This is a genomic window from Flavobacterium commune (assembly GCF_001857965.1).
Taxonomy (GTDB): domain Bacteria; phylum Bacteroidota; class Bacteroidia; order Flavobacteriales; family Flavobacteriaceae; genus Flavobacterium; species Flavobacterium commune.
This window is the reverse complement of sequence record NZ_CP017774.1, coordinates 2,663,352-2,676,747: the sequence shown is the minus strand read 5'-3', so window position 1 is coordinate 2,676,747 and position 13,396 is coordinate 2,663,352. Positions and strand designations below refer to the sequence as shown.

Below are 13,396 nucleotides of genomic sequence, written 5' to 3'. Positions count from 1 at the left end.
CTCACGCGGTCTCGTTTAGTAAGAAAAACTTGGTTTCAAAAAATAGTTTTGTAGTTGTTTATTGATATATTTGAAATAAAAGTGAGTCAGATTAGATTTTAAAGTATAAAACACACACTCTCTCTATAAAATATATATTAACAAACAAAGAACGCTAAACAAACTAGTTGTACACTTATTTATTGAAATATGGAGGAAAAATTAAAAGACACTATTGTACTATTCATTAAGTTCGGAAGTGAAGAAAACATAAAATCACTCTATGAAAATGGTTTAATTTATCTAAATACAATTGAATATTTTCAAAATTTAGAAGATAATGGTGTTAGAGGAGATAAATTTGAAGGCACAGTAAATATTAAAAATTTTAAAAATACTGATGAGTTAAAACTCGAAATAACAGACACTATAACTGGAAAAAAAATTAATTTCAAACCTAGTAAATTACAACTACGTCATTATGATTCATATCCAAAAGGAAATTTATACTCACTATATTGTATAAAACAATCAGATTTTTTTAATACTGATGAATTAATAATAGATTCCAAAGTCAAAGACTTTGGAACACACGCATTGTTTATAAGAAATACAAAAATATTCATCGCCAAACTTACAGCTGAAATCACAAAGCTAAACATGTCTTACAAAGCAAAACCAATTGAATATTACGATCATGAAAACATTAATGGTGAGATAAATTTATTCCAAAAAATTCAAAAATATAAATATCAACGTGAATATCGAATTGTTGTCCAAAACAATAAACAAGAGCCATTAAAAATATCAATAGGAAGTTTAAAAGATCATTCAGAAATGTTTGCAATAAATTCTTTAGAAGATCTAAAAATAACAACAAATAGAATAAAACATAAAACTTAACCCGCTCCGCAAAGTCTCTGACTACTATAAAAACAATCGAAAATTAAAATCGGTTAAAAACAGCAATAAACCACTCATAGTCAGAGACTTTACAAGGCACAAGTACTAAAACATTTTAATAACATCATACATAATCTTAACCCAAACCGTTTCACCAATATGAAAAAACTTTTTATTCTTTATTTATTAACCATTACGCATTCCTTACTTGCACAATCTACCACTAAACTAAAAATTACCGAAAGCGCAGAATACAAAGACGAAATTAAAACAATAGACATCCTGGCTATTCACACTTCCGAATCTGGAGAAACGGCTATTATTAGAAATGGAAAACATGATTTCTTATTTGATATTTTTGATAAAAATCTAAAAAAAACCTTTTCTAAAGTGGTCGAAGCAGACAATGACGAAAAATTTGTTGGCGAATTATTTTACCGAGATCAACTTAAGTTTTTTACGGTTAATGCCCCAGAAAAAGACAAACGTATTGTTTACTGCCATACCTTAAATCTAACCACAAAATCTTGCTCAAAAACGACCATTTTTGAAACCACTGCAGAAAAAAACCAAAGCATTTTTGGTTCCGATAGAAAACACAAAACCAATTTTGCTTTATCTCCTAATGGCGATTATTTTGCAATAGCTACAGACAATATTTTAAAAAATAAAAACTCATACACGATTAGAGTTTTTGAGTCAAAATCGGAAAAATTAATTTATACCAAATCCTATCAGGAAGACGAACAAAAGAGATTTGAATTTAATGATTTGTACATTGACAATACCACAACTGTTTTCTCACTAGGCAAACTTTATAAAAATGGTTCATCAAAGAAAAATGAAGATGGCGATGCCAATTATCAATTTGTTCTGAACAAAATAACCAAAGATAAAACTAGCTTTTTGCTTATTGATTTAGAAAACGAACATATTAGCTCGCTAAGCATTTCTAATAATAACGACGAATTACAACTAATAGGATTTTATTCTGAATTAAATATCAGCAGAATAAAAGGAGGTTGCAATTTTGTAATTGACACCAATAACCTAAGTATTAAAAGAAAAAAAACACAAAGTTTACCTAAACAAGTCTATGAGGATTTATACGGCTATCGAACTGCAGAACGTAAAAATGATAAAAAGAAAGAACTAAGAAACTTTGACATCGATTATATATTAAGAGACGAAGAGAATAATACTTACTTAATCGCAGAAGAATTTTACATCACTCAAGTGTATGTCAGTACTGGAATGTATGGCGGTGGTTATTGGCAAACTATACCTCACTATGATGATATTTTGATTCTTAAATTTAATCCAGATGGAGATGTAGTTTGGGGAAGAAGTGTTTATAAAAGAGCTACAACTCCATCTTACAATGCCTTTGTAAAAAACACAGATCTTCATCTAATTTTAAATTCTGGCAAAAATTTAACCGAAAAAACAGATGGTCGTACCAAACTTTCTAAAGCTTGGCTAGAATCTACCTCGTTATACGATTTAGAATACACAAATAAAGGAGAGGTAGCCTACAATAAAATTCAAGACAATAGCGGAAACGAATATTATCTGCCTTTTTTTGGGACATACCAATCCAATAAATTTATCATGATGAATGATGGAAGAAAGAAAAAGGTATTTATGACTTTGGAGTAAGCCGCCCATGCTTGCACAAGCTTCACGCTCTTGCTGTCTAAGATATGCATCAACATATATAGATACTTCACTTCTATACTTTGTAGGAATACTTAATGAGATTGCCACGCTATCGCTCGCAATGACTACAAATTGAAAAAAAACCATTAAGCAATTAAGTTCATTAAGCCTTACACTTAAATTACCTTAATTCCTTAATGGTTTTAAATAGAATATAAAATCTTTAAGCCAAAATAAATCGTTGGATTACCTCAGCAACTCCGTGATTGTTATTAGAAGCAACCACCACATCGCCTTTGTCTCTTAAATGGGCATCCACATTATCAACCCAAACACCAAGTCCTGCATATTCAATCATCGATAAATCGTTACCTGCATTCCCCACCGCAATCACTTCTTCTTGTAAAATATTCAATTTATCAGCCAGGAATTTCACACTCGCACCTTTGTCAATTCCGGTTTGAGCCGCTTCTAAGAAAAATGGCTTCGACATACAAACGCTCAAATGCGGCATAGCTGCTTTCAAATCGGCTTCTACTTCTTTTAGATAATTGGGTTCTTCCAGCAAAATACATTTAATTGCCGAAGTTTGTACACGCTCTTTAAAATTAGGCACCACTTCGTGCTCCAGCCCGGTAATATTAATCTCCACATCAATATATTCCGAACGGGTTTCGCTTACTACTTTCCCGTCTAAATAAGTAATGATATGCGTATTTTTTGCTTTGCTGTAATCATACAAAGTATGAATTTGCTCCTGCGTTAAGTTTTGCTCAAAAATCACTTCATTGGTACTCAAATCGGTAATCACAGCGCCATTAAACGAAATCATATATGAATCCATTAATCCCAAATCCTTAGCATATTCAATCATCGCTGGCGTTGGTCGCCCGGAAGCCAAAATAACATGTACGCCTTTTTCCTTGGCTTTAACAAGCATCGCTCTATTTTCATCCGAAATGATATGGTCATCATTCAACAGGGTATCATCCATGTCTAGAACCAACATTTTGTATTTCATCTTTTATTATTTTTTTATTGTTCCTCAAAGTTGAAAACTTTGTGGAGCAGTATTTAAATATTCAGCCTAAACTCCTCAATAACAGGATTGGCTTTAGCAAAATCAGTTTCCTGAATAAACAATTCCACTGCCGAACCTGAACTTCCAAAACCCGCTAACCTAGCCGATTGAATATTGTCTTTTATTACCGTATCCACTCCTACCGCTTCAATTTTTTCTTTCAATGCCAAAGCTAAAATCTCACTTCCCGAAAACACTTTCATTAATCCCATGGTACCCTTTTTTATTTATTTTTTATTCTTCTTCTCCGTCGTTTTCTTCGTCTTCGTCAAGTTCTTCATCAGTGAATTCTTCATCATAATCAACATCTTCAAAATCAAAGATTTCAGGCTCTTCCATCATTTTATCAGCCAAAATTTCTATTCTTTCTGATAATTGATCTCCAAAAATAATACGCTGTGTTTTAGCAATACTATTCGAAATACGCATAATCTTAGTTTCATGACGCAATTTCAAAATTGGATTTGCATCATCAATAATAAACATCTTCAATCGGTTTACATTGTAACCCGCCGTAGAAAACATATCATTCAATTTATTTGGAGTACCAATTAAAACGTCAATTCCGGTAGAAATATAATTTTTATCATAATCCATATCACCTTTGTCATGAACACCATAAACTTCCAGTTCACTGTATTTTCCGTACTTTTCAAAAAGCGCTTCCATTTCTAAAACCTTGGCTTTATCCTCCACAACTATCAAAGCTCTTGGCGATTCTTCAACACAACCAATCAATCGCTGAATTACGTTTAACACAATTGTAGTCGTTTTTCCTTCTCCATCCGGAGCGATAATAATACAATCGACGCCACTTTTTATAGTCGAAAAAGTTTCTTTTTGGATATCATTTGCCTCGGTTAATCCGTTTTCAATTAATCCCTGCTGTAACTTTTCGTTTATTTTTTTTAGTTTCATTTTTATAGTTTTTACACAAAGATTCGCTAAGTTTAAATGAAGATTCGCTAAGTTTTAATTATAATTCTTTTGCGTTTCTTTGTGTTTTCTCTTTGTGAATCTTTGTGAAATAATTTATTTACTTGCAAACAGCTTCACATCATTTTCGGATATCTGGCTTCCGCCAAGGATAATCAAGCGTTCCACCACATTACGTAATTCGCGGATATTACCCGTCCAATCGTATTCTTGCAATAATTTGATGGCATCATCCGAAAATTTCTTCACTGCATTTCCTTGTTCTGTAGCAATTTTTTCAGCAAAATGAGTCACTAATAACGGAATATCTTCGCGTCTGTCATTCAGCGAAGGTACTTTAATTAAAATTACTGCCAATCGGTGGTACAAATCCTCTCGGAAACGTCCTTCTTCGATTTCTTTTTTCAAATCTTTATTTGTCGCAGCCACTACACGCACATCCACTTTTATGTCCTTATCAGCACCCACTCTGGTAATGATATTTTCCTGTAAAGCACGTAATACTTTGGCCTGAGCCGAAAGACTCATATCGCCAATTTCATCCAGAAAAATAGTTCCTTTATCGGCCGCTTCAAATTTACCCGCACGGTCTTTCACCGCCGAAGTAAAAGCGCCTTTTACGTGACCAAACAATTCGCTTTCTATCAATTCTGACGGAATCGCAGCACAGTTCACTTCGATTAAAGGAAAAGCAGCACGCTCACTTTTTTCATGCAGTTGATGCGCAACTAATTCTTTTCCGGTTCCATTAGGTCCAGTAATCAGTACACGGGCTTCGGTTTGAGCCACCTTATCAATCATAACTTTTATATGATTAATTGCTTCGCTTTCGCCAATCATTTCGTAGTTTTTGCTGACTTTTTTCTTTAGAATTTTATTCTCAACTACCAGTTGTTTTCTGTCTAAAGCATTGCGAACCGTATTCAATAAACGATTCAAATCAGGTGGTTTAGAAATATAATCAAAAGCTCCTAAACGCATCGCCTGAATAGCCGTTTCCATATCGCCATGACCCGAAATCATCACCATCGGAATTTCCGGCTTTATCTTTTTAACTTCTTCTAATAATTCGACACCATCCATTTTTGGCATCTTGATATCACATAGAACCAAGTCGTAATCGTTATTTTTTATTTTTTCGTAGCCTGAAACACCATCTTCCGCTTCTTCAACCTGATAAGCATCATTTTCTTCCGAAAGAATTTTAGTAAGCACCCTTCTAATTGCGGCTTCGTCTTCGATAATTAGTATTTTACTCATATATTTTCTAAATTCTGAGGTTCTAAGTTACTAAGATTCTGAGTTCTTTTTTTTAAACATTAAAAAAACCTTAACAACTTAGAACCTTAGTCGCTTCAAATTAATATTTTAACCAACGGTACAATTCTTTCCAACTTGGTTTTTTCCCATACATCAATATTCCCACACGATAAATTTTGGCAGCAAACCAAACCACCAATAAAAATGTCCCAAATAATAATGTAATTGAAACGGCTATTTGCCAAAATGGAACTCCAAAAGGAATTCGCATTAACATCACAATTGGCGAAGTTAACGGAATAATCGAAAAAGCAACTGCAATCGTACTATTAGGATCATTAACTACGCTAAAAAAACCAACATAAACACTTAACATTAAAGGCAAAATCACAGGCAAAAGAAACTGCTGTGAATCGGTTTGATTATCGACAGCGGCACCAATGGCTGCATAAAATGAACTATATAAAAAATAACCTCCGATGAAATAAACCACAAAACCAATCAAAATGCCGGCTATAGGCAAATTCCATAATTCTTTGAGATACAATTGAGCTGTTCCTGTAAATTCTGTTGCAGAATGCTCCATTAATGCAGGCGATAAATTAGCCGCTGGACCAACATTTACTCCAAAAAATACAGAAGCTGCAAACAGTAATGAAAGTCCAATAATGACCCAAATGGTAAACTGTAAAATTCCCGCTAATGATGTACCAATAATTTTGCCAATCATTAACTGAAAAGGTTTTACCGAAGAAATAATAATTTCTATAATTCGGTTTGTTTTTTCTTCAATCACTGATCGCATGACCATATTCCCATAAATAATAATGAACATCATGATTAAATAACCAAAAGCACCACCAATAGCGATTTTAGCTTCATTCAACCCTTTTAAACCTTGTTCTCCTGATGTTTTTGCTATAGCAATATTAACATGGGCCTGCGCTTTTTTTATAGCCAAAGTATCTAAATGCGCATTTTCCAGATTGATTTTAGTAATTTTTCTGGCAATAATATCCTGAGTATTTTCAATAAACGAAATACTTGGACTGGCATTAGAAATAAACTCTATTTTGTTTTCTAAATCAGTTACAGATGTAGTTTTAGGAATAAGCAATAATCCTTCATAACCATTATTAGCAATACTGTCTTTCAGGTACTGACTGTCAATTTGGGAAAAATCAAAATATTTATAGTCGCTGTCCACATTATTCTGAGCAACAAATTCATTGGCAAACAAACCCGTTTCGTCATGAATAGCCACTCGTTTCACATCGGCTTTCATCGAACTCAAATAGCCCACAAATATTGCTACCGCCACAAATAACAATGGACTTAAAAAGGTCATTACAATAAAGGATTTATTGCGCACCTTGGCAAAAAATTCTCTTTTTATAATCAGTGATATTACACTCATTTCTTGATTTTAGATTTTAGATTGTTGACTTTAGATTTTAGATCTTAGGTTTTACTCTAAAATCTGAAATCTGAAATCTAAGCTTTTTCAGTTACTGTTTGAATAAAAATATCGTTTACACTCGGAATTTTTTCTACAAAGTGAGTGACTTGCCCGCGTTGAGTTATTAAATTCAATAATTCATTAGGCAGTGCATTACCTATTTGAATTTCAAGTTTTAATTCTTTATTCAAGGATTTAAAATTAGCCGGGCTAACAGTGAATTTCTGGGTAATATCATACATCAAACCTTCTACATTATCGGTTAAAACCCCCACTTCAAAACTATTGGTCTTATGTTGTCTTTTAACATCGTCTAATTTCCCTTCGATCAATTTATTCGATTTATGAATCAAAGCAATATGATCACACAATTCTTCCACACTTTCCATTCGGTGAGTCGAAAAAATAATTGTAGAACCCTGTTCTTTCAAAGCCAGAATTTCGTCTTTAATCACATTAGCATTTACAGGATCAAAACCGGAAAATGGTTCGTCAAAAATCAACAATTTAGGTTTGTGCAACACACAAACCACAAACTGGATTTTCTGTGCCATACCTTTAGAAAGTTCCTGAATTTTCTTGTTCCACCAACCTTGAATTCCCAATCGGTCAAACCAATATTCCAGTTGTTTTTTGGCTTCAGCCTTAGACAAACCTTTCATTTGTGCCAAATACAAACACTGCTCACCTACTTTCATACTTTGGTACAAACCTCTTTCCTCGGGAAGATAACCTATATATTGTACGTGTTTGGGTTGCAATTTTTCGCCATCCAGGATAATTAGACCACTATCCGGCATGGTAATTTGATTGATGATTCGAATAAGGGAAGTTTTTCCGGCACCATTAGGACCTAAAAGTCCATAAATACTGCCTTTAGGAACAGACAAAGAAACATCGTTTAATGCCACGTAATCTCCGTATTGCTTCACTACTTTATTGACTTCTAATAAGGTATTCATGCTGATTTTTTGAATTTTCTTCTTCAATTAGGCCTTTTCGACCTTGCGGCTGTAAAAGTAAATAATTACTACCTAAATCGATTACAATTGTTTCATAAAAAAACCCATTGGCCGCGGCGAATGGGTTTATATGATTTTTATTTAAAAAGTCTAAGAAAACATATCTTTTACTTTCTCAAAAAATGACTTATCTGATTTTTCAGGATTTGGTGAGAAGTTATCATCTTCTAAATATTTCTCGAAGAATTGTTTTTGCTCTTTGTTCAATGTTTTAGGAGTCCAAACATTTACATGAACTAACAAATCCCCATTTCCATATCCATTGATACTTGGGATACCTTTTCCTTTTAATCGAAGAATTTTTCCTGATTGGATTCCTTCTTCTAATTTGATTCTTACTTTACCGTTGATAGCCTCAATATCTTTAGAAATTCCAAGGACAGCCTCAGGGAAACTTACATATAAATCATAATGTAAATTCTCTCCTTCACGCTTTAGAAATTCGTGCTCTAACTCTTCGATAGCCACAATTAAATCACCCGGAATACTATTCCCCGGAGCATCATTTCCTTTGTTAGAAACTTTTAATTGCATACCATCAACAACACCTGCTGGAATTTTAATAGAAACCGTTTCGTCTTCTACAATCATTCCTTGCGCATCAGCGTTAGATGGTTTTTTATCTAAAATTTGACCAGATCCACCACAAGCAGGACAAGTTGTCGCTGATTGCATTCTACCTAAAATAGTATTAGTCACTCGCATTACCTGTCCCTGACCATTACAAGTAGAACAAGTTTTGTAAGTAACTCCAGGAGCCTGAACTTTACGTTTTACCTTTACTTTTTTCTCAACACCATTAGCAATTTCTTCCAAAGTCAGTTTTACTTTGATACGCAAATTGCTTCCTTTAGCACGACGAACTCCGCCTCGGCTTCCGCCTCCGCCAAATCCACCGAAACCACCTCCAAAGATATCACCAAACTGACTGAAAATATCATCCATGTTCATGTGATGACCTCCGCCAAAACCACCAGAACCATCAAAAGCTTGGTGTCCAAATTGGTCATACTTTGCTTTTTTGTCAGGATCACCTAAAACTTCATAAGCTTCTGCCGCTTCTTTGAACTTTTCTTCTGCCGATTTGTCTCCAGGATTTTTGTCAGGGTGAAACTCAATAGCTTTTTTTCTGTAGGCTTTCTTTATCGCCGCAGCATCAGCATTTTTAGAAACACCTAATATGTCGTAAAAATCTTTTTTCATTTGTATTTATTTTTTAAAACGCATTGCAATGCATTTCTACCCAAATTTACTGCCCAATAACTACTTTTGGGTAACGAATAATTTTATCTCCCAGTTTGTATCCTTTTTCAAGAACATCTACTATTTTACCTTTTAATTTAGGTGATGGAGCAGGAATTTGTGTAATTGCTTCTGCAAAATCTGCATTAAAAGCATCTCCAACTTTCACATCAACTAACTCTAATCCCTTAGAAGACAAAGTACTTTTTAATTTCTCATGAATCAACTCTACTCCTTTGGTTAAAGTTTCATCTCCTGATTTTGCAATTTCAACTAAAGCACGGTCAAAATCATCCAAAACAGGTAACATTGCTAATAAAACTTCCTGATTGGCCGTTTTAAACAATTCAATACGTTCTTTTGAAGTTCTTCTTTTATAGTTTTCAAATTCAGCAAATAATCGTAAATGTTTGTCTTTTTCATCCGCTAAGTCTTTTGCCAATTGCTCTTCAACACTTAACTCCTCAGCAACTGCCTGCTCTTGGCTTGCCGTATTTTCTACTGTTGCCTCATCCATTTCTTTATCGATCTCTGTATTCTCAGTACTCATATTTCCCTTATTTTTAAATATATTTTTAAACTTCTTCATTTTTACACTTTCCTTTGGATAGCAAAAGTACTGCCAAAGCAATCCAAATGCCAAATTGTCACCCTTTTCTCTTATAACTATTTTTCCACCCTGTTTTTTCTTAATTTAATTTTTTTTAATGTTAAAATTAAAATTTTAATAAATTTTTAAGACATATTTCAAATAGATTCTATATGTTTGTTACTAGGTTCTAATCAATCTCTGATTTTTGACTAAAACAAGTTTAAAAATTACAGTTGATTTCAAAACAATTATTAATTCGCGATTACTTATACTAAAAAAAGCTTTGTCAAACCGACAAAGCTTTTTTTGTGTTTATACATTTCTGAATTAAATCAAAGCATTCTTTAACGATTCAAAATCCATCGTTATTTGCTCTCCAGAAACCAAATTCTTAAGCGAAAAAGTATTCGAACTCATTTCTTCTCCTCCTACAATTACTGCAAAAGGAATATTGCGTTTATCAGCATGCTGAAATTGTTTGGCCACCTTAGCTTTATCAGGATACAACTCTACTTTTATACCTGAAGCTCTTAATTTTTTAATGGCTTGTAAAGCATAAAAAGCTTCAGCATCTCCATAATTCACAAACAAAGCCTTTGAACTTGCCGTAACGGTTTCCGGAAACAATCCTAATTCCTCAATTACCAAATAAATACGATCCAAACCAAAAGAGATTCCCACACCACTCATGTTTTTTAAACCGAAAATTCCAGTCAAATCATCGTACCTACCACCGCCACCAATAGAACCCATAGCAACTCCTTTTGGCGCAGCTACTTCAAAAATAGCTCCTGTATAATAATTTAAACCACGTGCCAAAGTCACATCCAAATCTAAAATGGCAGTTGTCAAGCCTAATTTAGTCACGTTGTCACAAATAAAACGCAACTCCTCCACTCCTTTCATTCCTTCTTCCGAAGCGGCTAAAAGCTGTGATAATTTTTCGATTTTTTCAGAAATACTTCCGGTAAAATTAAACAAAGGCTGCACTTTTACAATTGCCTCCTCAGAAATTCCTTTTTCAATCATTTCCTTTTTTACACCGTCTTCGCCAATTTTATCCAACTTATCTAGAGCCACCGTAAAATCGATTAATTTATCCGAAGCACCAATTACCTCAGCAATTCCAGATAATATTTTTCGGTTATTGATTTTAACTGTCACTCCGTTTAAACCTAAAGTAGTGAAAACTGTATCATATAATTGTACCAATTCCACTTCCTGCCACAATGATTTTGAACCTACCACATCGGCATCACATTGAAAAAATTCTCTAAAACGTCCTTTTTGCGGTCTGTCGGCACGCCAAACCGGTTGGATTTGGTATCTTTTAAAAGGAAATTCAATTTCGTTTTGATGTTGCACCACATATCTTGCAAAAGGCACCGTCAAATCATAACGCAAAGCTTTTTCAGAAATACTTGAAGTTAACTTTACGCTGTCTTTATTTTCTAAATAAGCAGCATTGGCTTTCGCCAAATAATCTCCGGAATTCAATATTTTAAAAATCAATCGATCGCCTTCTTCTCCATATTTCCCCATCAGGGTTTCTGAATTTTCAAACGAAGGGGTTTCTATCGGTTGGAAACCAAATTTTTCAAAATTACTTTTTATAGTCTGAATAATATATTGACGTTTAGCCACCTCAGCAGGTGAAAAATCTCTTGTTCCTTTAGGAATACTTGGTTTTGATGCCATTTTTAAAATTTAGAAATTAGAGGTTAGAGGTTAGAGGTTAGAATCTTTCAGCACTTCTACTTCTAATTTCTAACCTCTAACTTCTATTTTGGCTGCAAATATCTTATTTTTAAAATAAATAACTTGCCTTGAAAACAAACTTCTCTCAAAAATTGTATTTTCGTAGCAAACTACTACAATGCGCAATCTATTAAAGGAAAATATAAGAATAGCTTTTGGCTCTATCAAAACCCAAATCCTACGAACCACCCTCACGATATTAATTATTGCTATTGGCATCACGGCATTAGTGGGAATTTTAACGGTGGTTTCGGCATTAGAAAACACGATTTCTTCTGATTTTGCTTCAATGGGCGCCAACACCTTCAACATTAACCGCTACGAAAACACCATAAAAAGACACGGTGGCGAAGAACGGGAAATCATCAACCCCATTATTTCTTATCCTGAAGCAGTAGCTTTTAAGAACAAATACAATTTTCCGCTTTCGCAAACCTCACTGTCTTTCAAAGCCACTTCAACTGTCGAAGTAAAATTTGAAGCTGAAAAAACCGACCCTGAAATTTCTATTCTGGGTGTTGATGAATATTTTGTTACTAATTCCGGATTAGAAACCAGTTCAGGGCGTAATTTCAATAATTTCGACATCAGCAATAATAATTATGTTTGTGTAGTAGGATCTGATTTTGAAAAAGGATTACTGAAAGACGTCAACCCTATCAACAAAACCATTTCAATTCGCGGTGCAAAATTCAAAGTGATTGGTGTTTTAAAAGAGAAAGGCTCCACTTTTGGCAACAGCCAGGATTTAAGAGTTTTAATTCCTATTCAGGTGGCTCGCTCGCTTTTTACAGCTCCTAATATCAATTACAGCCTGAGTGTCATGGTCAACAATAAAGAATTTCTTGATCAGGCCACTGACAATGCTATCAGCACCATGCGCAGCATTCGAAAATTAAGTCCCATAAAAGACAATAATTTCGGCGTAGTTCGAAGTGATGATTTGATTAATCGAATCCTAAGCATTACGCAATATTTAGGATGGGCATCCTGGGTTATCGGTATTATTACAATTCTTGGTTCTTCAATTGCTTTGATGAATATTATGATTGTTTCGGTTACTGAACGCACTCGCGAAATCGGTGTTCGAAAAGCATTGGGAGCCAAACGCTCTACAGTTGCAGTTCAGTTTTTCATAGAAACTTTACTTATAGGGCAATTGGGTGGATTAGCCGGAATTATTTTCGGAATCTTAATCGGCTACGGAATTGCGACTGCCTTAAGTTTTGCTTTCGTTATTCCGTGGGAAGCTATCATGGCTGCTTTCTTGACCAGTTTTATTGTGGCTATTGTTTCTGGATTGTATCCAGCCATTAAAGCCGCAAAACTAGATCCTATTGAGGCGCTGCGTTATGAGTAATTTTCATCAGTTAAACTGGACTAAAGTCCAGCCTTACAAAATAATCCGAGCCCATGGCTCTAATATGTAATTTGATAGTTCCGTAGGAACGAAGCATATTGTAGAAACGGATTTTTATCCGTTGAAAACAAAAAAAAGAGACCAC

The 13,396-nt window shown here is 34.1% G+C and carries 12 protein-coding genes; 3 read left to right on the top strand and 9 right to left on the bottom strand.

Annotated features, from left to right (window positions below; translation table 11 throughout):
• The first annotated feature begins 189 nt into the window (after positions 1 to 189).
• Entirely contained in the window at positions 190 to 882 is a 693-nt protein-coding gene (locus tag BIW12_RS11230; RefSeq protein WP_071185194.1) for a hypothetical protein, read from the top strand.
• A gap of 159 nt (positions 883 to 1,041) precedes the next feature.
• Positions 1,042 to 2,541, top strand: coding sequence for a hypothetical protein (locus BIW12_RS11225; RefSeq protein WP_071185193.1), 1,500 nt, complete (start codon positions 1,042 to 1,044; stop codon positions 2,539 to 2,541).
• A 223-nt stretch (positions 2,542 to 2,764) separates the two neighbouring features.
• Here the strand turns inward: BIW12_RS11225 and BIW12_RS11220 are convergent, their stop codons facing one another.
• From BIW12_RS11220 to hisS, 9 genes are all read right to left on the bottom strand, one after another.
• Entirely contained in the window at positions 2,765 to 3,562 is a 798-nt protein-coding gene (locus BIW12_RS11220; RefSeq protein ID WP_071185192.1) for a Cof-type HAD-IIB family hydrolase, read from the bottom strand.
• A 53-nt stretch (positions 3,563 to 3,615) separates the two neighbouring features.
• Positions 3,616 to 3,834 carry a putative signal transducing protein gene (locus BIW12_RS11215; RefSeq protein ID WP_071185191.1) on the bottom strand — a complete coding sequence of 73 codons (219 nt, stop codon included), beginning with the start codon at positions 3,832 to 3,834 and terminating at the stop codon, positions 3,616 to 3,618.
• A gap of 22 nt (positions 3,835 to 3,856) precedes the next feature.
• Positions 3,857 to 4,540, bottom strand: a complete 684-nt coding sequence (locus BIW12_RS11210; protein ID WP_071185190.1) for a DEAD/DEAH box helicase — start codon at positions 4,538 to 4,540, stop codon at positions 3,857 to 3,859.
• Positions 4,541 to 4,654: 114 nt separating this feature from the next.
• Positions 4,655 to 5,818: a sigma-54-dependent transcriptional regulator gene (locus BIW12_RS11205; protein ID WP_071185189.1), complete on the bottom strand. Its 1,164-nt coding sequence runs from the start codon at positions 5,816 to 5,818 to the stop codon at positions 4,655 to 4,657.
• A 100-nt stretch (positions 5,819 to 5,918) separates the two neighbouring features.
• Complete coding sequence (locus BIW12_RS11200; protein WP_071185188.1) at positions 5,919 to 7,235, bottom strand: ABC transporter permease; 1,317 nt, start codon at positions 7,233 to 7,235, stop codon at positions 5,919 to 5,921.
• Between the two features lie 77 nt (positions 7,236 to 7,312).
• Positions 7,313 to 8,239, bottom strand: a complete 927-nt coding sequence (locus BIW12_RS11195; protein WP_071185187.1) for an ABC transporter ATP-binding protein — start codon at positions 8,237 to 8,239, stop codon at positions 7,313 to 7,315.
• A gap of 150 nt (positions 8,240 to 8,389) precedes the next feature.
• Positions 8,390 to 9,502, bottom strand: coding sequence for a molecular chaperone DnaJ (gene dnaJ, locus BIW12_RS11190; RefSeq protein ID WP_071185186.1), 1,113 nt, complete (start codon positions 9,500 to 9,502; stop codon positions 8,390 to 8,392).
• 46 nt (positions 9,503 to 9,548) lie between these two features.
• Positions 9,549 to 10,130: a nucleotide exchange factor GrpE gene (locus tag BIW12_RS11185; protein WP_071185185.1), complete on the bottom strand. Its 582-nt coding sequence runs from the start codon at positions 10,128 to 10,130 to the stop codon at positions 9,549 to 9,551.
• Positions 10,131 to 10,460: 330 nt separating this feature from the next.
• On the bottom strand, positions 10,461 to 11,831 hold the full coding sequence (hisS, locus tag BIW12_RS11180) for a histidine--tRNA ligase (protein WP_071185184.1): 1,371 nt from the start codon (positions 11,829 to 11,831) through the stop codon (positions 10,461 to 10,463).
• Positions 11,832 to 12,009: 178 nt separating this feature from the next.
• Between hisS and BIW12_RS11175 the strand changes: the two genes are divergently transcribed.
• A complete protein-coding gene (locus BIW12_RS11175) occupies positions 12,010 to 13,251 on the top strand; it encodes an ABC transporter permease (RefSeq protein WP_071185183.1) in 1,242 nt (413 codons plus the stop codon).
• Positions 13,252 to 13,396: the final 145 nt, after the last annotated feature.